The organism is Solitalea canadensis DSM 3403, from assembly GCF_000242635.2.
Taxonomy (GTDB): Bacteria; Bacteroidota; Bacteroidia; order Sphingobacteriales; family Sphingobacteriaceae; genus Solitalea; species Solitalea canadensis.
On the sequence record NC_017770.1, the window covers coordinates 2176916 to 2201358 of the forward strand.

Consider the following 24443-nt stretch of genomic DNA (forward strand, 5'->3'; position numbering starts at 1 on the left):
ATGACTAAGAGAAACAAAATCATCTATTGGATTTCTACCCTTTGGCTTGCATTGGGAATGCTGTCGACAGGGATTGTCCAGCTACTTAAAGTAAAAGAGAACATTGAGCCTGTTTTAAACCTAGGCTACCCTATTTACTTCCTGACACTGATCGGTATCTGGAAAATGTTAGGTGTGATAGCGATACTGATCCCTAAATTTCCTTTACTGAAGGAATGGACCTATGCTGGCTTTTTCTTTTTAATGACCGGAGCAATGTTTTCACATATTGTAGCAGGAAACCCTTTCAAAGAAATTGCACCATCATTGCTGTTATTAACACTAACTGTAGTATCTTGGTACTTCAGACCTGTGGATAGAAAAATCATGACGGTAAATGTCGGGACGGTTTAATCAATGATCATCCACAACATCCTTTAAAATTCCTGATAATTAATAGTGTTAGTATTGTTTAAACAAAAATCACCATGTCAAACAGCGTAACATTACACAGAGTTCTTAAAGCAACTCCCGAAAAGGTTTATCGTGCCTTCATCGACCCTAATGCACTTGCATCGTGGATTCCTCCCTACGGTTTTCTTTGTACTGTTCACAGTATGGAAGTAAGAATGGGTGGCAAATACAAAATGTCTTTCACTAATTTTTCTACCGGCAATAGTCATTCTTTCGGTGGTGAATACCTTGAACTTAAACCTAATGAGTTCTTAAAGTACACCGACCAATTTGACGATCCTAATTTGCCTGGTGAAATGATCACTACAGTTTGGCTTACAAAGGTTTCTGTAGGTACAGAGGTTAAAATTACGCAGGAAGGCATTCCAGATGTAATTCCGGCTGAGATGTGCTACTTAGGATGGCAGGAATCATTAGAAAAATTAATAAAATTAGTTGAACCAGAAATTCCTGATGCCTGATCAGGAATTTTGAAAACCTACATAAACCTAAAACACCAACAAAAACTATGAATCCTAAAGTTGATTTCTTTTTTAAAGCCAAACAGTGGCAGGAAGAGTATGAAAAATTAAGAACGATCATACTTGCGGCGTGCTGATCCAGCAAACGGAAAATGTTCAGGCAGCCCGTCAAATGCGTTTTGTTAATCTAATGGATCTCCTTGAAAAGGAAGCTATTTTAAAAACCTATATCCATGAAGCTATTGAGGTGGAAAAAGCAGGTTTAAAAGTGGAGTTAAAACAAACCTCGGAATTTAAAATGGTAGAAGAGTTTCAGCACAGATTAGACACCTTCCCTGCCCTAAAAACTGCTTTTGAAGGCTTGACTCCCGGACGCCAGAGAGGTTATTTGCTTCATTTTTCACAAGCCAAACAAGCTAAAACCCGTGAATCAAGAATTGATAAATCTATTCCGCAAATTCTGAATGGCAAAGGATTGGATGATTAGTAATAAGCAACTTATTGCGACAAAGGAACTTGTTTACGATAAGTGTGGTATTGAAATTACGCAGATTCAAAAACAAGAAGAAAGCTCAGAATATGAAGCACATACGTTTAATATAAATAACAAGAAGATAGCATTCAGAGCTGCTAAAATTACCCCGACCAAAGTTGGCCAATTTGTTACTTTATGGAAGCGAATTGAAAACGGGCCTATTCAGCCTTACAATAGTGCGGATGATATTGATTTTTTTATCGTTAGTGTTTGTAACGATGAAAGTTTTGGTCAGTTTGTATTCCCTAAGCATGTGTTAGTTGAAAAAGATATAGTAGCAAAAGATAATATAGGTGGAAAAAGAGGGGATACGTGTATATCCTCCATGGGATACAACCAATAGCAAACAAGCTCAAAAAACTCAAAATTGGCAACTGGCCTATTTTTTAAATGTGTCTAAAGATGATCAGATTGATTTTTCGCATGTAAAAGCTCTTTATCATCTATAAAAAAATAAAAGCATTTGCTGAAAAAGATTTTGAAAGCATTGAAAATTAGATTGTAAAATTGAATGATTAAAGATTGGATAAACAGAAAATTCGGCAAGAAAACCGAATCTGAATCAACAATAAAAGATAAGAATTTTGACATTGATTATGATAAAAATGCAAGTTTTTATCATTCAAATTTGATCAATTCCATTATCCTTTTTTCATTAACTAAAAGCGATCTTGAAAAACTAATTTCACCAACATTTAATCCGTTTTTTGAACTCGAAACTGAAATTGATTATGCTTTTATGCCAGTTTGTTTTGAAACAGTTTTCAGAAACGGATTAATAAACAGCTCATTTAGAAGTGAGCTATTAGAATTTAAATTACTTACGCATGGAATTCCAAGTGAAATTTGGGATTGGGAATATATAGATATTCACCCGACATGGATTCAGATAAGACAGAAAGCAATTAATATATTAGATAAACTTGAGGTCAAGAATCGCATTTACAGCGATGATTATATAATCCATGAAAAGTGATCAAAACAAACTTAAGATTTAAAAAACTATCATGACTAACATAAAAAAACAATTATCACCAGATCAACAACAAGAACTGCTTAAAACACTCAAAACCCGTTTTGAGAAACACATGGATCGTCATAAAGGTGTTGAATGGGCGAAAGTTCAGGCAAAACTGGAGGCTAATCCGGATAAATTATGGTCGCTGAACGAAATGGAATTTACAGGCGGCGAACCGGATGTTGTCAGTTTTGAAAATACTAAAGCAGATGAATATATTTTCTGTGATTGTTCAGCAGAAAGTCCGAAAGGCCGTAGAAGCATTTGTTACGACCATGAAGCATTGGAAAAACGAAAAGAACATAAACCGGACGACAGCGCCATAAATATGGCAGCTGATATGGGAGTTGAGCTTTTAACCGAAGAACAATACCGTGAATTACAAAAACATGGCAATTTTGATTTAAAAACTTCCAGCTGGGTGGTTACCCCTACCGATGTTCGCAAACTTGGTGGCGCGCTCTTTTGCGACCGTCGTTATAATACTGTTTTTCTATATCATAACGGGGCAGATTCTTACTATGCAGCAAGAGGATTTCGGGGTTTGCTGAAGGTTTAGAAAAGTAAGCGACGAAAGAAATAAAGTACTTAATAATGCTAAATGTGATGTTTTTTGACATTGCGTCAATTTTGAACCAGAAGCTTCCCTCCTTCCCAAACATCCTTCCGTAACAAAATACAAGCAAAGCCGATGATCCATCGGCTTTAATTATATTTGAACGAATTTAGACCAAACTTAATGGAAATTATTATTATTTTCTTTCTTACACTATTAAACGGATTTTTTGCTTTATCGGAAATTGCTCTTGTTTCAGTGAAAAGAAGTCGGATGGAACATTTAGCGCTTCAGGGTAAGTCGAGTGCTAAAACCGTTCTCGGCCTTCTTGAAAATCCTGAACATTTTCTTTCTTCTGTTCAGGTTGGAATAACCTTAATCGGAATTATATCCGGTGCGTATGGAGGTGCTACACTTACTGATAATTTAGAACAATATGTCGTTCAGTTCAATGTATTAAAACCCCATGCACATACTATTTCATTAATTATTGTTATTGGAGCAATTACCTATTTTTCCATCGTTATTGGCGAATTAGTACCTAAATCTATCGCGATGAATAATGCAGAACGTATTGCATTGTTTTGCGCTCCGATCATAAAAGTATTTACCTCTATAACCTTTCCTTTTGTTAAGTTATTATCGGTTTCAACTACTGTAATTCTAAAAGTTTTTAGGATAAAGGATAATGGATCTGATACCATCAGCGAAGATGAGCTACGTTTTATGCTGAAAACAGCCGGCACGCAAGGCGTGTTAGAAAAAGAAGAAAGCGAAGTGCATCAGAATCTTTTTTCATTTACAGATCAGATCGCCAAAACGTTAATGACACATAGTTCTGAATTGGAATGGATCGATGTTAATGATTCAGCTGAAGAAATCTATGACAAAGTAATGCATAGTGCACATTCAAAGTTTCCGGTTTGCGACGGAGATATCGATCAAGTTTTGGGTTTCATGACCATTCGTGATTTTCTGGGTAAACGTAAAGATGATGATTTTAAACTGAACAACATTTTACAAGAGCCTATTTTTATCTCAGGTAACACCCCTGCTTTTACCATTCTTAATTTGTTTAAGAAACACAAAAAGCATTTGGCATTTGTCGTGGACGAATACGGAGCTATTAAAGGAATGATTACTCTTCATGATTTAACTGAAGCCATTGTTGGTGATTTACCTGATGAGGATGAAATAGATGATCAGGATATTTTTGCCCGTGAAGACGGTAGTTTACTTTTAAACGGCAAAACATCCATTTATGACCTAAATCAATACCTTAATAAAGAAATCATCGAAAACAGACCTAATCGTTATACTACGATTTCAGGGTTCATCATTTATAATTTAAAGCGTTTGCCGCAAACCGGTGATGTATTCGTACATGAAAATTATCGTTTTGAAATTATCGATATGGATGGCCGAAAAGTTGATAAAATATTAATGGTCGCTGAATAATTTGCTTAGTTAATTCCCTAAACATTCAAACACCTCAAAATGCTGGCCTAATCAATATTTTGAGGTGTTATGTTACTATTCCTTTTTATCCTTCAAAAATTAAGTCTGTAAAATTCTGATTCTCTAAATTATTCTACCCAGTTGTGCGATTTAAAATAAATCCAAAAAGGCCTAATAGTGCAATAAACATAGTTTGATGAATTATTTTCTTCCACCGCTTTCAGCGGGACTCACTTTTTTTCTTCAGCAAAAAAAAGTAAGCAAAAAATGCCGTCGCTGCGTACAGTTCTCCGAAAATTAGTGCCAGTATTTAAACCATTTCTTCCGAACTGTACAAGGCGAATTTTGCTCATATGATAGTTTATGCATTACATTCACAAAAACTAAATTCAAATCGCACAAACTAAATTTCCAAATCCGAATAAATCCCGGAGTTATATTCCCCTTGCCTCCTCCCCTATAATTTTTTTACTATATTTACTCAAATCGCAATCTTTTTAAATTTAATGTCTCTCGCATCATGAAATCTTTTATTCTTTCTACGCTCATCCTCATCATTACATTTAATGTAGTTACCGCTCAAGAAATCAAGACTGGTAATGACACTTCAAAAGCAACCCAGTCCGTTCCGGCCAATCCCGAAAATAAAGGCAAAATTGCCATCTTACCGTTCCATTACATTTATGATCAAAAAAATGATTCTGAAGAAATGGGCTATAAAGTTCAAAATGAGGCCTATGATTTTCTGAATGGTCATACCGGAGAGTTGCAAATACAAGATCCAATTAATACAAATGCTACTTTACTGAAAGGTGGAATTACACCAGATAACATCCGTGCATTAACAACAACTGAACTATGTAATATGCTAGGGGTTGAGTATTTAATCATGGGAACTGTTGGCGAAGACTTTACAGGAGTAAATAATTACACCACTAAAACCAACACTACCAACAACAAAAAAGGCAATAAAAATGATCAGCCTGTAGTTGATAAAAACGGAGTTGTTCTAGCTACACCTTCCACAACCACCACGCGTACAACCTCAACTGTTACTACCAGTACAGAGCAATATGATACTAATTTCAATCTGAAAATTATTAACGACAAGGGAGAAACTGTTTATAATCAAAACAGAACCAGTATGTTAAAAACTGCCGATGCCTATAGGTCAACGCTTCAATATTTATTAAAAAGAATTCCGTTATATAAGAAATAGTTTAGCTTATAGTTCATGGTTCATAGTTCATAGCCCAATATAATTTAACATAATGCTATGAACCATGAACCATGAACCATGAACCATGAACCATGAACCATGAACCATGAACCATGAACCATGAACCATGAACCATGAACCATGAACCATGAACCATGAACTATTTCAACTTCTTCATTTCTTCAGAAGAAACCGGAGCCGGAACCTGATTTTTCACCGGAGGTAATGAACGTAGGTAAGCATACACCGCTTTTAAATCATCATCCGTCATCATTCCAATAAAATTCCAAGGCATTGGCGGTAGCACTTTGCGACCTCCCTCCTGTCCTAAATGTTTACCGGTTCTTAATGTTTTTATAAAAGCTTCTTCCGTCCAAGCACCAATGCCTGTTGTGGTATCAGGGGTTAAATTGGCAGTGTAAGATATCCCCCACGGACCAGCAAAGGCAGTCATATCCAAACTCATCAATACCCAGTCGCTCTTTTTAGTTAAGGTTGAGTCTATTTTTAAGTTAATTTTAGACAAAACAGCACTTTCCGGATGGCCCGACAACAATCGGGTACTGTCGACAATAAGTCCTTCAAAAGGGGTCGATAATTTAGGAGAATGACAATAATTACAAGAACCTATAGTAACAAGATATTCGCCTCTGGCAACTTGATTGGTGGCCGATTTTTCTGTATTCGCACCTTGCTCACCACCACCACATCCAATAAATACGAAAAACAAACAGGTACATAAGGCAAAAGCTATTTTTATTTTTGTTCTCATAGCTAACAGCAGATAAGTATTGCACTTAAAGTTACATAATTAAAACACTAAACAGCAATTAACTAATTGAATAATAAATAGTTATAATTATAAAATTATTACTCAGCTTCTACTTTCAGTTTACCTTTTTTGATTTCCTTTATAAAGGCATTGTAATCTGCTTCAGTCTGATCTGCATACGATAAGGCAAATTTGCTAACGCTATCTTCCAGGATATCACTTTTGCCCATATAACCAGCTAAAACTGGAGCATCGCTGGTTTTAACATGTGCCCGCGCCAACATCCGTCCACATAATCGTGCATAACTTTTTAAAAGCTCCTCATCAAACTTATCTATTTCAGGTGCAATTTTCCGGTCTCTCAGTTGCCTGAAATAGAAATGGCGACCCGCTGGACCAGTTGACCAACCCAAAAATATATCGCTTGCTGCCTGCACCAGGCGTTGCCCTTGCACCACCCGTTGCCCCTGGTGAGTAAATTGCCTTTTAACATTCGAAACATAAGGAGCTAAAACACTGATTCTGGCTTCCTTTACCTGGAGAAATAATGGATCTAAATGCTGATTGATAAACAATGTCACATAACAACGAGTTCCCACGCTTCCCACTCCTACCACTTTCAATGCCACATCGATAATATTGAACTGCTCAAACAAATACCTTCTATCGGGAGCCAGTGTTTGAGCATATTTACCAACAAAATTCTCTATAGTTGTTTTAGCATCTTTCATATCAAAAGGATGATATACTAACGGTCGCTGCTCGGCAATTTCAAAACCACCCAATACGCTTTGAGTTATCTTATAAAATATTCTTTCATTGGTACCCTTCTGCGCCTTTTCAATTGCGTCAGTTAATAGTTTTCTCGCTTTATTGTTTTTAGCCTCTTTCAGTATCCGTTCAACATCAAATTTCATATACCATAAATCCAGTAAATTCATTTGAGAGAATTCGATGAAGTTTTCCCGATAGGAATTTGAAAGGATGTAGGCTGTTTCCTGTGCAGTTTTTTCGGACAAATTCAAGAAACGAGCCGCTAGTATAAAACTGGTAGCCAATCGTTTGACATCCCATTCCCAAGGAGCCGGGTAAGTTTCATCAAAATCATTTATATCAAATACCAACGTCCGTTCAGGAGTTGCATAACCACCGAAATTCATTAAGTGACAGTCGCCGATTGCCTGTACTTTAAAATTGGAATGAGGCAGAAAGGAAAGATCTTGAGCCATAATGCCGGCAGTTGCTCTGTAAAACGCAAAAGGGGAAGCACTCATCCGATAATGACGAATCGGAATGAGTTCTTCTACCCGGTCGTAATCAGAGGCTTTTATCATTTGTAATACAGACTGCCTTTTACTTGAAAGTCTGAAAACCGATTGATCTTTTCTCTTTATTCTTTCGCGGAGTTTTTTCCCTTGATCATACTTTTTATCATACATAGGTAAACAACTGAAAATGTTTAACTTATATATCAATATACTTAATTTTAATTGAATTTAGGCTCACACTTCAGCCAACTGCATGGTTGAATTACCATGGATTATAGCCGTTTTATTTGGGGTGATGCTATCAAAAAATGAGACACAGAGAAACAATTTCTTCACAATTACTATTAACTTAACATAATTTTAGACTAAGACTTAGGACAGTAAATTAATGTTATCGGATTCAACCTACCTGGCAGCCAAAATGGTAGCCTCGACTATAGAAACACATTTTGAGAACACAATAACCACCGCTATGCACATGGGAGTTGAGGGAATATCTGTAGCGCCCCCTGCTCATGTAATTGAGGCTATTATTGATGCGTCATTTTGGGCAAGCTTACGACATGAAGAAGGTCATTCTCCCAAGATTTCTATTGCATTACTCCCACCTGAAATAGCAGAAAAGCCTTTAGTATTCGAACATGCAATCCGCTTAACACCAGCTAATTTAACCAAATTAGCGCCGGCAGTGGAACGTGCAGGGATTCACCTGGGAGTCTGGTTCGAAAACAATAATATTTATGTTTGGGGAACTACCGTTAATATCCAGGGGATCTGTTTTGTGCTTGAAGTTGTTGAACCTGGACTATTGGTGGTAAAGCATCGCCGTATTGATGGTTTCGGCAAATTTGTGAATGTGGCTATTCTAAAAGGCGATCAGATAAAGATTGTTGATGAACAAAGTACCAGTCTTACCGACTGTCCGGCTTTACTCACTTCACTATTAGGAATGCCATTACCGTCATTTCTGAGTGATTCTGTAAATGTATTGGTTGAATTAGCAGCATCAATGCGTGCTCATGGCCGTGGAGGGCTTGTAGTGGTTGTACCTGGCGAATCTGAAGCTTGGAAATCGTCCATTGTTCACCCAATTTCTTATCCGGTTACCCCCTCCTTTTCCGGAATTGCAGAACTTATGGAATGTGATCCAGATGAAAGAGCAACAATTTCATGGCAAGAATCATTTCGTAAACTGATAGATATTATAGGAGGATTTACAGCTGTTGATGGCGCAACGGTACTTAATCAGAATCATGAACTTTTAGCTTTCGGAGCAAAAATAACCCGCTCAGATTCAAATCTGCATGTTGATCAGATCATTACCACGGAACCAGTAGTGGGTGGCACTCCTGCCAAAATTCATCCTACTCAAAATGGAGGAACCCGACACCTGGCTGCGGCTCAATTTGTTTATGATCAGCGAGATGCTATTGCATTAGTGGCTTCACAGGATGGACGGTTTACTATTTTCAGCTGGTCGCCTCAATTGCAGATGGTACACGCTCACCGTATCGATATTTTATTATTATAAATGGGTTGTACGATTTGTTTAAAGTAAGTTACGATAACGAAGAAAATACCCTCTGATACAATGCATTAAGAGGTTTTTAAACTATACAACGTTATTTAAAATAAACTCAATCATTTTCGGCCCGCGTATTGATAGTTAGACCCAGTATATTTTTACTACGAGAGTTAAAAATACTGTACAACTTATCTTACCGACGTATGAAAAAGCTTGTTACCAATGACACACTCACAGAATTTACTCCTGAACTTTTAAACCATTTCAAGGCAAATGGATATAAAAGCATACAGGAACAATTGATTTTCCATTCGAAATGGGCCAGTAGTATTCCTGATAATGATCACGAGGATAACTGCACTTATTTGCTAACTCCCTCATTAAACGATAAAGAAGGTACTCATGGACCGAACAAAAACAGTTGGTATGGCAACTGTATAAAATTGTATTCAATCGATAGTACAGAAGTTGAACAAATGGCCCACGGTGTAAACGGGCTAGTATATCAAATCAATTACCCAGATTAATTGTCGAATGTTCTCTTTCTAAACACATAAAAATGCAGGGATAAGATTACTTAATCCCTGCATTTTCTTTCTTAATGTTTAATTCTTTAGCCATCTCACCTGATAAAGCAATCTCTTCTTTTTCTTTATAAAGAATTAATTTGCTTCCACGCATGTTATAAACATTTATATTATCGTTCTTAAGATCAACATATAAATCATACGCGTCGCCCGGACAATCGTGTTTTTTGCAGCCGCTGGTATGTATAATTTCGTTTTCACTTGTAATAGGGGTTTCAACATTCCAGTTCTTAACCATTACATCATATTCAATACCAAGCAATGCCTTTAACCTGGTTGTTAACACCTCATTATCAAACAATTTGGCTTCATAAGGAATTTTACCAACTTCATTTTTCAAGTAAGCGAGATTACTTTGAACAGCCGGGTTTTCAGCTGTTACTGCTGCTGAATCAGTAAAAGCAGTGTCTTCTGAAGTCATTATTGAATCAGCTGTTTCAGCATTTTTAGGTGTACGGCTACCACATGCACTTAACATCGTGATTAGTACTATTGTAGTTAAAATTGTTTTTCGCATAAGAATAGTGTTTTGGTTTATTTTATTTCTATAACTGAGTCCTGTTTCAAAACCCAACTCGCTTCACCAGGCATAAGTTGATAATTTATTTTCCTTGTACCACCACTGGGGGCCGCATTCGGATCAGTTTCTTTATAAATCGGAAAAGATCGTATCAGTCTGTTTTTCTCAATATGAAAAGAATCATGGCCCATATAACCATCCGATAATTTTACATCATCTTGTATGTCGGGCAAATAAATGATCGACAGGCTCTTATTCTTATTAGAAGCAAAAGCATATAGTTGACCGTAAGAGCCACTTCCAGCTGAGGAACAAAAACAATAGATCTCAGAAAAACCATTATTATCGAGATCGGCAGACACTACATCGTAAATGGCTCCATCTATATCTACATTAACCGTATCTGCGCCATTTGCTAAGCCTGTAGTAATGATTTGTAGTTTATCATTTGATGAGGTCGTTTCAAAAACAATCCCTCCCTTTCCAATAAGTTTTTTATGGAAATTAGCCCCATCATTATTTAAATCACCGGTGATACCAGTAGTGTCTACTGCGGTTGATTGTTCTTTTTTATTTTCATTCAGTCTACGCTCTTCTTGTGATCGGTTATTACAAGAAAAAAGGAACAAGAAACTATTAACTAACAAGAACAAAATCGAGCGCTTCATAAACAAATAACGATTAACAACATAATTTAATATCGGGAACAAAAAACGGTTATTTTAACAACTTATTTAACTCTTCCAATATGGGTAACTGCGATGATAGAATTTTTTCTTTAGCTGCATTAATTTTAAACCATCCTGCTTTATCAATTTCAGGAAACTGTTGTGTTTGCCGAGACTTTGGAGGCCATTCCATTTCAAACATATTACTTTTAATTACTGCCGGATCAAGATCGCTTTCTAATGCCCAGGCATGTACTATTTTTCCGCCTTTTTGTTTTACAGTGGATAATCGGCTAAAGTTCCCTGAAATAGTCATTCCTGTTTCTTCCCAAAATTCTCTTTTAGCGGCTTCTAACGGATCTTCATTTTCAGAAAACTCTCCTTTCGGTATTGACCAGGCTCCGGAATCTTTCTTTGCCCAAAAAGGACCTCCCGGATGTACCAAAAAAAATTCAACCTCATTATTAGTAAACCTGTAAAGGAGCACCCCGGCACTTTGTTTCATGAGTTGTTAACGAAGAGATAAGTAACCATTCTTTATACCTTTAGAAAGAACTATTTGCCACAATTGATTTTGTCGTGCTCTAAATGCTCCGGCACAGCAGAGCAAATAATAGCACCACATCCTGTAAAACCGATCTGAATAATTAGATTGTAACCTCGACCAATTGGATGTGAAGTTATGATACCAAGCCATTAATGTTTGGTCGTAATCTGTTCCGAAATTATGAACATCTTCAATAACCAATAAATCTTCAACAGCTTCAGCTATCTGTTTTAAACTAGGAATCAAGCAATTGGGGAAAATATATTTTGAAATCCAAGGGTCAGAGTATTTTGATGAAACCGATGCACCAATTGTATGCAACAAAGCTAATCCGTTGGGTTTTAAACAACTGTTTATCACTTCAAAATAAGTCCGATAGTTTTTTAATCCCACATGCTCAAACATTCCTAATGAAACAATCCGGTCATATTTACCTTCTATCAATCTGTAATCTTGTAATTTAAACTCAACAGGCAAATCTTTACATAATTCGGAGCCCAATTTCACCTGTTCAGATGAAACGTTTATGGCAGTTACCCTAACCTTATATTTTTCAGCAGCAAATTTTGCAAAACTGCCCCATCCACATCCTATATCAAGAACACTCATTCCTGGTTCGAGATATAATTTCCGGCAGACTAAATCCAATTTAGCTTCTTGTGCCTCATCCAAGGTTGAAGCATCTTGCCAAAATGCACAAGTATAAGTCATCCGCTTGTCCAACATTGCCTGAAATAAATCATTACCCAAATTGTAATGTGCTGAAGCGTTATTTATAGCCTTTCTTATATTTTGAAGGTTAAAAAACTTTGCTTCAAAGGCCACCCTTTTAGTTCCAGGGTCGACGTTTGCCAATTTTGCCAGATCGGCATCAATTATTTTGGTGAAGAACTCATCTAATCGTTCACAGCTCCACCAACCATCCACGAAACTTTCACCAAGACCAACTGATCCATTAGCCAATATCTTTGAATAAAAACGGGAATCATTAACCTGAATATCATATTTATTACTTCCATTAATGATTATACCAGCTTGAGCAAATACATCCTTTATTTTTTGCTCATAACGCGAAACTGAAAGAGACAAAGTAGCTGCTGATTTCATGACATTTTTTTTGCAGACGGCACTTTAACTTAATTACCTATTAATTTAGGAAATTTAGTTCTGTTTCAACAGCTTAGCTGGCTAAAATTTGGTAGAAATTAAAAAGCCTCCAGGTGGAGGCTTTGGGAATTACTTTCTGATAAGTGAATATCGAATGCTGAATTGATAATATTTAATTTTTGAAGCAGTGGTCTCATAGGGCGATATTCCATTTGACTGATCATTTCGAATTTCAAACTTAAACTTATTGTAATTAACACCGAGAAGAAACACTAAGCTTTGTTCATAATTCCTGGTCTCTTCAAACAGTGGAACAGTGGCCGAATTTTTCTCAAAAAGTGTGTTCTGGCGGTAATAACTAGTTTGAATGTCAATTGCTAATCCGTTACTAATTCCAATTCCTATGAACGGGCGCACCTTACCTTTAGGGTACTCATAACGAAATATATTGAGTAATTTAATATAGCTGGCTTTTAGTTTTACATCTGAATTGATTTCATAAGTGCTTGTAGGATAAGTTCCAGTTGATGTTGAACTATAAGCAGAGTAAATCAATTGATTATCCAAAGAGAACTGCTTTCTATTTCTTGGAAGATAAGCGGTAAACCCTAATCCGAATGATGGCTGAATTGTACCATCAAATTTATAATTCGGTTTGGCAATAGCGCTTGTTCCGGAGAGTGAGGGAGATGCATAGGACGCACCGGCAATGATATCAAAATCGAAAGATAACTTTTCTTTTACCAATTGTTTATTTTCAAATCCCTTTGATTCATTGTTTTTTTGAAAAATTCTGATCATATCAGCAATTTCGTATCGAGCACTATTTATTTTTTTTTCAAGTGATTTATCGGGCTGTAGAGCTCCTATCAACTGGTTTCTGAAACTATTATCCTCTCCAATATAAGTAGACCCGCCTCTTTCTATTAGTTGTTTTTTATAAGTAAGTTCATGAATATTTACGTTTTGAACAATGTAAAAATGGGGCAAATCACTTTTATCATTGAATATGTACAGATCATAATCACTTTTGACCAGTAGTCTTAAAAAAACTGAAGTATCCGTTACAACCCTAGGAGCTTCATTAGGTATATGATCAGAAATATTCCTTTTATTAAGAATCATACTAACCGTAAATCTTTTATAAGTTTCATCTACGGTTCCAAAACCTGTTATTTCATTTACGGTATATTGTTGTTCGGCGTCAGTTTTAAAAGTAATCTTCGTAGGATTCATGTTCCAGTTACGGTCATCAAGTTGACCTTTTACCGTATCTCCATTCAGTTTAATGATATATCCCGGTACAAAGTTACTTTGAGCAAAGGTTTGTTGAATTGTGAAGAACGACAGTAAGGCAAGTAAAAGTGGTAAAATTCTCTTCATTTTAAATTAAGAAATAATTAGTAGTTAATAAGTGTGTATCCATATTGAATTGGTATAAGTAGCTTTTAGTTTGGTAACGTAAAGAAGAAAATCCATTAGAGTAATCATTTCTAACCTCAATCTAAATCCATCATAACTTACTCCTAAAAGAAACATATTAATGCTAATCTATTATTCGCAACAACGTCCAATATGGACGAACTAATCCTATAGGATACTCAATATTTCAATTTAACGACATGCAAGTACAAAGTTACTTTGGTAAATATTGATTTAATACAAGTTAAGTAGTAAAAATAGGTAATGTTCTTTCGTTTATATATAAGCTAATATAAATGAAAGCCTCTTTTCGAGGCTTTCAACGTATTTTTTAATCTTGTAATTCTGCAGTTGCTTTTTTATGTTCCTTAAACGATTCGCGAGCTTTTAATCCAAGAATATCAAACATTTGCATATCCTCGTTAAATGCCGGATTCGGGGTGGTCAATAATTTATCTCCGGCGAAGATTGAATTTGCTCCCGCCATAAAACATAAAGCCTGATCTGCTAAACTCATTTCTGTACGGCCGGCCGATAAACGTACAACTGATTTAGGCATCACAATACGGGCCGTAGCAATCATCCTAACCATATCCTGAATTGGAACACGCGGCTGATTTTCCATTGGAGTACCTTTTACCGGAACCAACGCATTAATAGGAACTGATTCTGGATGCTTTGTCATGGTCGCCAATGTATGCAACATAGAGATGCGATCTGCTGTGGTTTCCCCCAAACCTACAATTCCACCTGAACAAACAGAAATCTTCGCTTTCCGTACATTCTTAATGGTATCTAAGCGATCATCATAACTACGTGTTGTAATAATACGCTTATAATCGTCTTCAGAAGTATCCAAGTTATGATTGTAAGCATATAAACCTGCTTCGGCCAAACGTTCAGCCTGATTTTCAGTAAGCATACCCAGTGTACAACAAACCTCCATATCAAGGGAGTTTACGGCTGTCACCATTTCTAAAACACGGTCAAAATCACGGTTATCACGTACCTCTCTCCAAGCAGCACCCATACACAGTCGTGATGCGCCTCCTTCTTTAGCTTTTTTAGCTGCAATAACCACCTGATCAACCTGCATTAATGCTTGTACTTCAAGATCAGTGTGATAACGTGCTGCTTGTGGGCAATAGGAACAATCTTCCGGGCAGCCACCGGTTTTAATTGATAACAAACTACTGATTTGAACCTCCGCATAATCATCATTTTCACGATGAATAGTTGCAGCCTGATAGATAAGGTCCATCAGAGGAGTATTGTATATCTCTTCGATCTCTGCTTTCGACCAGTTATGTCTTACTTCTGCCATATTGTAAGTTGTTTAGATATTTTGGTTTATTGAATGGTTATTCTTCTGGTTAAATTTTTTAAAGTGCCAAGTATACTGAAAATCTATTGACCCGTGAGCTGTGATTTTCGAATGATATCCATTGCCCTGTTTCCATGATTGAAAAGAACATCAACAATACTCAGGTCGGCAATAAAGCCATTTGCAGTTGAGAAAACCTGATAGTATGCTTCAGTTGAATACAATGGTAATTTCTTAGGGCTAATTACTTCCCGATAGTCTTTTATCGGTTCATCGTACAATTCATATGAACTGGTAAATTCATAGTTTTTATCAAGTTTCAGACTTTTGAACAAAAAGTTTAATAGCCCTTCGTTATAATCTAAAAGAAACTCGGTTTTCTTCTCGTAAAAAGGACGAATATCGTCTTCATAATACTCGAAAAAAGAAGAACTTCTATATCCGCTTTCTAGCGACTTCCAGTGGATCTTTTGCCAATTTGCATCATAACTGATCTTAACATCTTTAAGTTTAGTATGATTTTTGGATCCTTTTATCACCGGAATACTCATAGAAAGCAAACCATTTGGTGAATAAATATGTGCCCGGTTACGATAGGTCTGCTTAGGAAAATGTTCAAATTTTTCAATTTTTACAGTACCTGTATGCTGCACTAATGCTGAAAACCAGCTAATTGGTGGTAAGTAACAAGAAGGAAGTATTAGTTCGTTTTGCATTGGGCCAAAAATAATGAAATTTTAATGTCCTGATTAACATTTACACGCAACTTCAAAATTCTTTGTAAAGAAATTATAGCTTTATAGAATAATAGTAGCATTCATCTATATTTGTCATAACATTAATTTTATTCAAGTTGAAGAAAGTTTCTTACTGGCTATCGCTCCCATTACTTTATTTAATTGCAATTCTCCCCTTTCCTGTTTTATACTTCTTATCGGATATATTTAAGATTTTAATTTTTGATATTGTTGGGTACAGAAAGCAAGTGATATTAACCAACCTCCGCAATAGCTTTCCGAATAAATCAGAAAAAGAAATCAATGAAATTTCGGTTAAATTTCAACGCAATTTTACGGATATGCTATTGGAGTGTGTCAAGATGTTGACTTTAACCCAAACACAACTAGCAAGACGTTTTAAAATTACCAATCCTGAGTTTTTATTAAAGCTTCAGGAGAATAATCGTGGGATTATTGGAGTGGTTGGCCATGTAATAAACTGGGAATGGGCCGGACTGATTCAAAGTCAATCCTCTCCACATGCCACCATGATCATTTACAAACCATTAGAAAATACGTTCTTCGACAAATTGGTTTTGAATATGCGCTCAAAGTTCGGAGCTGTTCTCGTGCCAATGAAACTTACACTTAGAAAACTTATTGAATATAAAAATAAGCCATATATCCTTGTTTTGGCAGGCGACCAATACCCTGGTAAAGGTGAAAATGTATATAAAACAACCTTTTTAAATCAAACAACTTATGTTTTTTTAGGAACAGAACGAACTGCCAAGATGATGGATGCCGCTGTTGTTTTTTGTAGTATCAAAAAAGTAAAAAGAGGCCATTATGCGGTGACGTTTGAGTTACTTGAAGAACATCCTAAAGCGACACCGGATGGGGTTATTACTGAAAAACATATCAGGTTTTTAGAGGAACAGATTATCGATCAGCCGGATACGTGGTTATGGTCGCATAAGCGCTGGAAATAATAAATAACCCTGAAATTAGAAACAATTTAAAGACATTACATCCAACATATTATTAATGCAACCTAAGGTAGCTGTCGTTATATTAAACTGGAACGGTAAACATTTCCTTGAACAATTTTTGCCTTCCGTACTTAACACCACGTATTCAAATCTCGAAATTGTTGTGGGCGACAATGCCTCAACAGATGATTCAGTAGCCTATGTTCAGGCAAACTATCCAAGCGTTACTATTCTTCAAAATGATAATAATTATGGGTATGCTGGAGGTTACAATAAAATTCTGGAAAGTGTAAATGCAGATTACATTGTATTACTGAACTCGGATGTTGAAGTGACACCTGACTGGATTGAGCCGGTTATCGATTTAATGGAGTCTGATGAGTTAATTGCAGTTGCCCAGCCAAAACTAAAGAGTTATCACCAAAAGAATTACTTTGAGTATGCAGGTGCTGCGGGCGGTTTTATTGACCAATTCGGTTACCCATTCTGCAGAGGGCGAATTTTTGATTCGGTTGAGGAGGATAATGGTCAGTATAATAACGTATCCGAAATTTTCTGGGCATCAGGAGCAGCAATGTTCATTAAGAAAAAACACTTTGATCTGGTTAATGGCTTAGATAGTGATCTTTTTGCCCATATGGAAGAAATAGATCTTTGCTGGCGACTAAAAAATCTGGGTTACAAAGTTGTTTATTGTCCTGATTCGGAAGTATTTCATGTCGGAGGTGGCACATTACAAGCCGAAAGCCCATTCAAAACCTATTTAAACTTCAGAAATAACCTGATTATACTTTGTAAAAATTTACCAACAAGCAAAGTCTTTGGAGTACTATTTGTCAGATTTTGGCTAGATCTGCTGGCTTGGTTCAAATTTCTGACTTCAGGTAAATTTAAAAACGCTTTTTCGATCAATAAAGCGCATACTCACTTTTTACTCCACTTAACTAAATGGACAAACAAACGGGTAGAGCAAAAAAATAAACCCAATACAAGCGGTTTCTGGCAAAACAGCATTGTTTGGGCTTATTTTGTTAAACGTAAAAAGTGTTTCAGTAAAATCGTAAGGGAAGTTTAACGCCCCCTACTCATATTGTTCCAACAAGTACTTAACGACATCTGTTGTTGTAACAATGCCTTTTAACTCTCCATTATCAACTACCGGTAATGCATGAAACTCTTCTTGCGTAAAAATTTCAGCTAAATCACGAATAGTTGTTTCTGATGTAAGCGTTCTCGGTTTTGACGTCATAACCTGAGGAACTGTTAACATATCCAGAATTGCCTCGTCTGTGCCATCCTGGTTGTCGAATAATGCTCCAAAGGTTAATCTGTTTATATCAGACCGGCTAATTATACCCACAACTTCTTTCCCTTTAACTACAGGAATATGCCGGATCGAGTGTTGTTTCAAAAGATCAACTACCTTTCTTAAATCATCAGTATCCTCAACGGTGTACACCGTCTTAGTCATTATATGACTTACAGGTTCTCTCTTTTTCATAGCACCTTTATTGTTGTTAGAATCAAAAATAGAACTAAATGCAATTCTAAAATATGATTTTTATCAGCCAAAAATCAATTATTTTTCACTTTATCATTGAAATATAAGCCATTAAAATGCGATATAAATATTATCTATATAGATATAAAAACAATCGATTTGAATTATAACAACAGAAGCCTCACCTTTGCGCCATCAAAAAGAAAAACAATAAATATAATAAGACATGCAAAACAGAATTTTATCAGTAGGTTCACAGTTTCCGGAGTTCAAAAAACAAGCAGTAGTATCAATTGAAAAAGGTAGCGAGTTTTTTGATATCACTTCGCAAGATCATATTAATGCAAATCAATGGATGGTAATGTTCTGGTGGCCAAAAGATTTTACCTTCGTTTGTCCTACGGAAATTGCTGAATTCAATAATAAATTCCAGGATTTTAGAGATCGAGATGCTCAATTAATCGGAGCATCAACCGATAGTGAATTTGTTCACCTTGCCTGGAGAAAAAATCATGATGACTTACGCAACCTTAAGTTCCCGATGTTAGCTGATACTTCAAAATCATTAGCGGAAGAATTGGGAATTTTAGAAGCGGAAGAAAAAGTTGCTTACCGTGTTACTTATATCGTAGATCCTCATGGAACAATTCGTTGGGTGAGCTTAAACGATTTAAGTGTAGGCCGTAATGTTGTGGAAGTATTACGTGTATTAGATGCATTACAAACTGATGAGCTTTGCCCTTGTAACTGGACAAAAGGTGAAGAAACCATCAAAGCATAAATTTGAGTCTTACTTTTATTTCCTGTTCACGTTGGAGCAAGCTCCAACGTGTTTATGAAAACACTATAAAAACTCGAGGAGGTAATTCTCTCCTTCAAATCCCATTAAATTATTATGATCGCTATACAGAACGAAACACTCGTTTCTTTATTTGAACAATTAAATATTAGTGAAGATAATGTTTCAGCTGAGTTAGTAAAACTAGCGGATGCTGATAGCAAGTATCTGAAAGATTTAAAGATTAACGTACAAAATTCGCTTAATTACCCAAATCTTACCAAAAAAGAAAGTGCATTATTAGCCCTTTCAATTGCTTTAAATGAAAAAAACAACGTTTTAATTCCTGTTTTCGAACAGATGGCAACTGAAAACGGTGCTTCTGCTGAAGAAGTAGCTGAAACGGTTGCTGTTGTTTCAATGATGAACGTTAACAATGTTTTTTATCGTTTCCGTCATTACACCAACAAAGATTATTACAATCAAACACCGGCTGGTATTAAAATGAGTGTAATGATGAGTCCTGTTTTAGGCAAAGAATTCTTTGAATTAATGAGCCTGGCCGTGTCAGCTGTTAACGGTTGCGAAATGTGTGTAAATGCCCATGAAGATTCAGTTATCAAACATGGCGCAACGCAAGCAAGAGTTTATGATGCTATTAGATTATCTGCCATCATTAAAGGCTTTGCAGCCATTTTATAATTAGAAAAGAGTTAGTTTTTAGTGATATAGATTGTGTAGGGCTTCCGGTTAACCGGAAGCTTTTTTATGGTGTATGCGGTAGCCAGCTTGAAATTGAACTCGTTACATTTTTAGGTCGATAGTTATTATTTACACGTTTATACCAATCCAAAGAGGAATGTAGCATTTCATGCCGCACCTGCTTTTTCCATGCCATATCATCTATCCGCCTGTTTCTAATGTTTAGCATTATCTTATACATTAGGCTCTCTTCATTATGCAACATATAATTTTGCTGACAAGCGGCCACCACTTTAACCCATCGTTTGTAAACCGGGTTAAAGCATAATCCTGTTGCTTCTGCCTTTTCAACCAGCCATAGTAAAGAGATAAAGCTTAAACCCTTTTCAGGATATCCTCCACCTATATCACTATGCACTCCGGGAAACCATACTTGTTCTAATACCTGTTTATGATTCGGATCTTTTTTAACTGTATCACTTAACTCCCATAAGGTAGGTCTAAAAGGTGATCGCCGCTCATCTATCGCTAATGCATGGTAGGCATACTCTACTTTACTACTGAGTTTAACATCATGAAACTGGTATTTCTTCATATTTGACTGTAATGCCAGTCTTGCGGGTATTCCTAAGGCTCCCACCGTATCCCAAACTCCAATAAACCTGATAGGCACCTCATCAGCCAAAGCAAATCGTCTCCTGTAGTCAATCATTTCAGGACTCTCAGGGTGATTTTTGCTATGTCTGTACTTACCATAGGCTTCAAGAAGATGGTTAAACTTGGTAGGCTTTAAAATGCCACAATTGCGAATCAATCCTGCCAGACTTCGGGCGGTGTAGGCACCTCGACTGAAACCAAATAGGTAAATCTGATCGCCAGGATAGTAATTACCGATTAAAAACTTGTAAGCTTCAATAATATTATCATCAATTCCCTTACCTGTAAACCCTCCAAGATATTTATCCATCAGGCCAGCTGTTCCGACTCCCTGTATATAAAAGGAAATTTGATCGATTTCGTGTTCTACATCATCAATAACTGTTTTTCCCTTCGGGCTTATAGCTTCAAATACTCTTTGAACATTCGTAGGATGTTTGCCGGGCTCATTCCATGTTCCATCACAGCAAATAATAATCCTTTTCATAGCAATGTTAATTTATAACAAACTGTGTTACAGTTAATTAATAAATTTAAAAACAATTTTACAAAAAAGAAAAGGTATTTATTCGCTAACTAATTGAGTATAAACACTTAGAAAATCTCTTTTATTCTTCCTTTTTCAAGAATAAGTTGATGTTCTATACAAGAAGGCATCTCGTTGGAATAATGAGAAACATAGATTAGGGTTTTATTAAAGTGACGGCATATATTGTCGACTATAGAGGTAAAACGTTGTGTTTGATACCTATCTAATCCCTGGCATGGTTCATCCAACAACAGTAAAGGTGGATTTTTAACCAAAGACCTGATCAATAACAATACACGTTGTTCTCCTAATGATGCTTTATAGAATGGTTTATCCTGAAGTTTTTTCAGTTCCAATGCTTCCAGCCAATGCAACACCAATGAATGCTGGTTATAGGTAATGTTAGCAGAAGATCCCATTTGATCATTAAAGCCCGAACAAATGGCCTCATAACAACTGGTTTGCTCTTGGGAGAATCCGTCAAGGGTGTAATCATTCGCTGAAAGTGAAATTGACTCTACGTAGGAGCTTGTTCGCTGAAAAAACACATGCATTTCTGGTGATACATACCCGATTTTCTTTTTAATCTCCCAAATGCTTTCACCGCCGCCTCTTTTTTGGTCAAATAACTGCACATCATTCAAATACACTTGTGGGTTATCTGCATTAATCAGACTTAGCAATGTTGATTTTCCTGAACCATTATGGCCTATCAATGCCCAATGTTCACCTTTTTTAACAGTCCACGATACATCATCCAGAATAACTTTATCCTCAAAACAAATATTCACATTCGACATATGAACGGCATTTTCAAATGCGTCATTCGCTACTGGCGACAATCGTTCTATTTCCTGCCATTCAATTTCGTTTTTAATGGCATTATAATGATTTTCCTGTTTAATAATGAGTTCATTGGGAATAACAATTCCGGATAGTTTACCTCCTTCCAACAGGAAGACCCGATCAGTACATGCCGGAATCTCTTCTGGAGAAGAAACCATGACAATTGTGATTCCCTCATTTTTAAGCCTTGTAATCAATTGATGCAGCTGCTGTCTGGTTTGTACATCCAATCCGATAAAAGGTTGATCTAAAACCATTAATTGTGGCTGTAAAAGCAAAGCCTGTGCTAACTGCACCCTTTTCCCCTCTCCGTTAGAAAGTTCAATTACCGGTTGGTCTAACTTTTCCTGCAAATGGAGCAAGTTAACTACATGATTCAAAAGGCTTTCGTCTGTATCCTTACTTAATATTTTATGTACGGTTGGAAACTGTCCCTCGTAATTTCGATCAAATCGTTGCCCGAAGTAGGAACGGGAATGAAAGGCAAATCTAAAGTCATGTTGCTGATGTACAAATATTTTACGTAAATCATTTGCAACAGTAATTGAACCCGAAGAAACCGGATAATGTCCCGCAATGATTTTACCCAGCGTTGTTTTTCCACTACCAGATGCTCCTGTAATAACAATACACTCTCCTTTACTGACCGTAAAGGAAGTTTCATGAAGGATCGTTTCTCCATGAACTTTAAATGAAATATCAGTTGCTTGAATTAAGGGGAGCATCAATAAAAAATTCTAACTACAATTTAATCTATTTAAGAAAGCTTTCTAAAGCCAAACGGTATCCATCAATACCCAAACCTACAATCACACCTTTACAATTGCTTGAAAAATAGGAATGATGACGAAACGCTTCACGTGCGTAAACGTTAGAAATATGAACCTCTACTACCGGGGTTTTAATGGCGGCTATTGCATCCGCAATGGCAATTGATGTGTGCGTATAAGCCCCTCCGTTTAAGATAATTCCATCATAGGAAAATCCTGTTTCATGGAGCTTGTCTATTAGTACACCTTCGCTATTACTTTGAAAATACGATAACTCAATAATCGGATATTTGGCTTTCAACTCCTCAAAATACTGTTCGAAAGTTTGGCTGCCATAAATCTCTGGTTCACGTTTACCAAGTAAATTCAGGTTAGGTCCGTTTATGATGAGTATTTTCATAAAATGTTATTATAATTATTAATCGTAGAAATTGTCACAATAATAGCCTTTGAAGTCTAATATTTCAAACGCAAGTAGTAATATTGAACATCGTATTAATTGATCAATGAATAGTGAACATTATATTAAAGCCTACCGATCTTATTTAAAACTGGAAAAATCGCTCTCGTCAAATTCTGTTGATGCTTATATTAATGATGTAAATAAACTATCCCAATTTATTGAATACAAACAACTAAACATTTCAATTACCCAGATAAAGCTTCAACATTTAAAAGATTTTTTAATGTGGATCTATGAATTAGGGATGGAGGCTAGCACTCAGGCGCGTATACTGTCAGGCTTACGTTCTTTTTTTCAGTATTTAGTTTTGGAGGATGTAATAGCAGATGATCCAACCGCTTTACTAGAGGGACCTAAGCTTGCAAGAAAGCTCCCCGACACGTTAAGTATTCATGAAATCAACAAATTAATCGATACGATTGACCTTTCTACTCCTGAAGGAATTCGCAACAAGGCAATGCTGGAAATGCTATATGGCAGCGGATTACGTGTATCAGAGTTAGTTAACCTGAAACTTTCATCTATTTACGCTGATGTAGAGTTTATGAAAGTGATTGGAAAAGGAAATAAAGAGCGTTTGGTTCCAATGAGCTCTTCCTCCATTAAGCATTTAACCATTTATAAAGAATCCATTAGAAATCATCAGGTTATAAAACAAGGTAATGAAGATATTGTATTCCTTAACCGCAGAGGCTCGCAAATGAGCCGGGTTATGGTATTCATCATTATTAAAGATTTGGCTGAAAAAGCGGGCATCAGGAAAACGATTAGTCCGCATACATTACGACATTCATTTGCTACGCATCTTGTAGAGGGAGGTGCCGATTTACGCGCTGTACAAGAAATGCTAGGGCACGAGTCTATTACTACCACCGAAATCTATACGCATCTCGACAGAGACTTCTTAAGACAAACCATTATCGATTTTCATCCAAGAGCCTAATTAGCTAACTCAAGTTGTCAGTTATTAGTTGTCAGTTAATAAAAAATAACTACTCCTTCGGAGTATAAGATCGGTAGAAACAAAGATTATAAAAGCAGTTTTT

29 protein-coding genes are annotated in these 24443 nt (G+C 36.3%); 16 read left to right on the forward strand and 13 right to left on the reverse strand.

Annotated elements, in window-relative coordinates; translation table 11 throughout:
- The 9 genes from SOLCA_RS08900 (at position 1) to SOLCA_RS08935 (ending at position 5700) form a co-directional block, all read left to right on the forward strand.
- Complete coding sequence (locus SOLCA_RS08900; RefSeq protein ID WP_014680113.1) at positions 1–393, forward strand: DoxX family protein; 393 nt, start codon at positions 1–3, stop codon at positions 391–393.
- A 74-nt stretch (positions 394–467) separates the two neighbouring features.
- The gene (locus tag SOLCA_RS08905) at positions 468–914 is read left to right on the forward strand and encodes an SRPBCC family protein (protein WP_014680114.1); all 447 of its coding nucleotides are present in this window, start codon (positions 468–470) and stop codon (positions 912–914) included.
- Between the two features lie 130 nt (positions 915–1044).
- A complete protein-coding gene (locus SOLCA_RS08910; RefSeq protein ID WP_245536768.1) occupies positions 1045–1401 on the forward strand; it encodes a YdeI/OmpD-associated family protein in 357 nt (118 codons plus the stop codon).
- Positions 1379–1792, forward strand: a complete 414-nt coding sequence (locus SOLCA_RS08915; protein WP_014680115.1) for a MepB family protein — start codon at positions 1379–1381, stop codon at positions 1790–1792. Before SOLCA_RS08910 ends, SOLCA_RS08915 begins: the two co-directional genes overlap by 23 nt.
- Positions 1743–1898, forward strand: coding sequence for a MepB family protein (locus SOLCA_RS23760; RefSeq protein ID WP_281048054.1), 156 nt, complete (start codon positions 1743–1745; stop codon positions 1896–1898). The genes SOLCA_RS08915 and SOLCA_RS23760 overlap by 50 nt, the downstream gene beginning before the upstream one ends.
- 62 nt (positions 1899–1960) lie before the next feature.
- Positions 1961–2425 carry a hypothetical protein gene (locus SOLCA_RS08920; RefSeq protein ID WP_014680116.1) on the forward strand — a complete coding sequence of 155 codons (465 nt, stop codon included), beginning with the start codon at positions 1961–1963 and terminating at the stop codon, positions 2423–2425.
- Between the two features lie 31 nt (positions 2426–2456).
- Positions 2457–3026 (forward strand): DUF4256 domain-containing protein, encoded by a 570-nt coding sequence (locus SOLCA_RS08925; protein ID WP_014680117.1) that lies wholly within the window; start codon positions 2457–2459, stop codon positions 3024–3026.
- A gap of 180 nt (positions 3027–3206) precedes the next feature.
- Positions 3207–4481, forward strand: a complete 1275-nt coding sequence (locus tag SOLCA_RS08930; protein WP_014680118.1) for a hemolysin family protein — start codon at positions 3207–3209, stop codon at positions 4479–4481.
- A 520-nt stretch (positions 4482–5001) separates the two neighbouring features.
- Positions 5002–5700: a hypothetical protein gene (locus SOLCA_RS08935; RefSeq protein ID WP_014680119.1), complete on the forward strand. Its 699-nt coding sequence runs from the start codon at positions 5002–5004 to the stop codon at positions 5698–5700.
- A 160-nt stretch (positions 5701–5860) separates the two neighbouring features.
- On the opposite strand, the gene SOLCA_RS08940 is transcribed toward SOLCA_RS08935, so the two are convergent.
- Both SOLCA_RS08940 and SOLCA_RS08945 read right to left on the reverse strand, forming a co-directional pair.
- Positions 5861–6472 carry a c-type cytochrome gene (locus SOLCA_RS08940; RefSeq protein WP_014680120.1) on the reverse strand — a complete coding sequence of 204 codons (612 nt, stop codon included), beginning with the start codon at positions 6470–6472 and terminating at the stop codon, positions 5861–5863.
- 98 nt (positions 6473–6570) lie between these two features.
- Positions 6571–7947 carry a DUF2252 domain-containing protein gene (locus SOLCA_RS08945; protein ID WP_157604539.1) on the reverse strand — a complete coding sequence of 459 codons (1377 nt, stop codon included), beginning with the start codon at positions 7945–7947 and terminating at the stop codon, positions 6571–6573.
- A 181-nt stretch (positions 7948–8128) separates the two neighbouring features.
- Between SOLCA_RS08945 and SOLCA_RS08950 the strand changes: the two genes are divergently transcribed.
- A complete protein-coding gene (locus tag SOLCA_RS08950) occupies positions 8129–9271 on the forward strand; it encodes a putative sensor domain DACNV-containing protein (protein ID WP_014680122.1) in 1143 nt (380 codons plus the stop codon).
- Between the two features lie 197 nt (positions 9272–9468).
- Entirely contained in the window at positions 9469–9792 is a 324-nt protein-coding gene (locus SOLCA_RS08955; RefSeq protein WP_014680123.1) for a hypothetical protein, read from the forward strand.
- Positions 9793–9838: 46 nt separating this feature from the next.
- On the opposite strand, the gene SOLCA_RS08960 is transcribed toward SOLCA_RS08955, so the two are convergent.
- The 7 genes from SOLCA_RS08960 to SOLCA_RS08990 form a co-directional block, all read right to left on the reverse strand.
- Entirely contained in the window at positions 9839–10369 is a 531-nt protein-coding gene (locus tag SOLCA_RS08960; RefSeq protein WP_157604540.1) for a hypothetical protein, read from the reverse strand.
- Between the two features lie 17 nt (positions 10370–10386).
- A complete protein-coding gene (locus SOLCA_RS22295) occupies positions 10387–11040 on the reverse strand; it encodes a hypothetical protein (RefSeq protein WP_014680125.1) in 654 nt (217 codons plus the stop codon).
- A gap of 49 nt (positions 11041–11089) precedes the next feature.
- Positions 11090–11545 carry an NUDIX domain-containing protein gene (locus SOLCA_RS08970; RefSeq protein WP_014680126.1) on the reverse strand — a complete coding sequence of 152 codons (456 nt, stop codon included), beginning with the start codon at positions 11543–11545 and terminating at the stop codon, positions 11090–11092.
- A gap of 6 nt (positions 11546–11551) precedes the next feature.
- The gene (gene cfa / locus SOLCA_RS08975; RefSeq protein WP_014680127.1) at positions 11552–12694 is read right to left on the reverse strand and encodes a cyclopropane fatty acyl phospholipid synthase; all 1143 of its coding nucleotides are present in this window, start codon (positions 12692–12694) and stop codon (positions 11552–11554) included.
- Between the two features lie 129 nt (positions 12695–12823).
- On the reverse strand, positions 12824–14077 hold the full coding sequence (locus tag SOLCA_RS08980; RefSeq protein ID WP_014680128.1) for a hypothetical protein: 1254 nt from the start codon (positions 14075–14077) through the stop codon (positions 12824–12826).
- 370 nt (positions 14078–14447) lie between these two features.
- Positions 14448–15440: a biotin synthase BioB gene (bioB, locus tag SOLCA_RS08985; RefSeq protein ID WP_014680129.1), complete on the reverse strand. Its 993-nt coding sequence runs from the start codon at positions 15438–15440 to the stop codon at positions 14448–14450.
- Positions 15441–15523: 83 nt separating this feature from the next.
- The gene (locus SOLCA_RS08990; RefSeq protein WP_014680130.1) at positions 15524–16156 is read right to left on the reverse strand and encodes a WbqC family protein; all 633 of its coding nucleotides are present in this window, start codon (positions 16154–16156) and stop codon (positions 15524–15526) included.
- A gap of 137 nt (positions 16157–16293) precedes the next feature.
- Between SOLCA_RS08990 and SOLCA_RS08995 the strand changes: the two genes are divergently transcribed.
- Positions 16294–17151, forward strand: coding sequence for a lysophospholipid acyltransferase family protein (locus tag SOLCA_RS08995; protein WP_014680131.1), 858 nt, complete (start codon positions 16294–16296; stop codon positions 17149–17151).
- A 55-nt stretch (positions 17152–17206) separates the two neighbouring features.
- Entirely contained in the window at positions 17207–18226 is a 1020-nt protein-coding gene (locus SOLCA_RS09000) for a glycosyltransferase family 2 protein (RefSeq protein ID WP_014680132.1), read from the forward strand.
- Positions 18227–18232: 6 nt separating this feature from the next.
- Here the strand turns inward: SOLCA_RS09000 and SOLCA_RS09005 are convergent, their stop codons facing one another.
- Entirely contained in the window at positions 18233–18652 is a 420-nt protein-coding gene (locus SOLCA_RS09005; RefSeq protein WP_014680133.1) for a CBS domain-containing protein, read from the reverse strand.
- Positions 18653–18878: 226 nt separating this feature from the next.
- Between SOLCA_RS09005 and SOLCA_RS09010 the strand changes: the two genes are divergently transcribed.
- Positions 18879–19433 carry a peroxiredoxin gene (locus SOLCA_RS09010; RefSeq protein ID WP_014680134.1) on the forward strand — a complete coding sequence of 185 codons (555 nt, stop codon included), beginning with the start codon at positions 18879–18881 and terminating at the stop codon, positions 19431–19433.
- 114 nt (positions 19434–19547) lie between these two features.
- Positions 19548–20132: a carboxymuconolactone decarboxylase family protein gene (locus tag SOLCA_RS09015; RefSeq protein ID WP_014680135.1), complete on the forward strand. Its 585-nt coding sequence runs from the start codon at positions 19548–19550 to the stop codon at positions 20130–20132.
- A gap of 64 nt (positions 20133–20196) precedes the next feature.
- Here the strand turns inward: SOLCA_RS09015 and SOLCA_RS09020 are convergent, their stop codons facing one another.
- The 3 genes from SOLCA_RS09020 to aroQ form a co-directional block, all read right to left on the reverse strand.
- Positions 20197–21276, reverse strand: a complete 1080-nt coding sequence (locus SOLCA_RS09020; RefSeq protein WP_014680136.1) for a DUF2235 domain-containing protein — start codon at positions 21274–21276, stop codon at positions 20197–20199.
- A gap of 107 nt (positions 21277–21383) precedes the next feature.
- Positions 21384–22889: an ATP-binding cassette domain-containing protein gene (locus SOLCA_RS09025; protein WP_014680137.1), complete on the reverse strand. Its 1506-nt coding sequence runs from the start codon at positions 22887–22889 to the stop codon at positions 21384–21386.
- Positions 22890–22917: 28 nt separating this feature from the next.
- The gene (aroQ, locus tag SOLCA_RS09030; protein WP_014680138.1) at positions 22918–23334 is read right to left on the reverse strand and encodes a type II 3-dehydroquinate dehydratase; all 417 of its coding nucleotides are present in this window, start codon (positions 23332–23334) and stop codon (positions 22918–22920) included.
- A 106-nt stretch (positions 23335–23440) separates the two neighbouring features.
- Here aroQ and xerD point away from each other — a divergent pair, with 106 nt between their 5' ends.
- The gene (xerD, locus tag SOLCA_RS09035) at positions 23441–24340 is read left to right on the forward strand and encodes a site-specific tyrosine recombinase XerD (RefSeq protein ID WP_014680139.1); all 900 of its coding nucleotides are present in this window, start codon (positions 23441–23443) and stop codon (positions 24338–24340) included.
- The last annotated feature ends 103 nt before the right edge of the window (positions 24341–24443 follow it).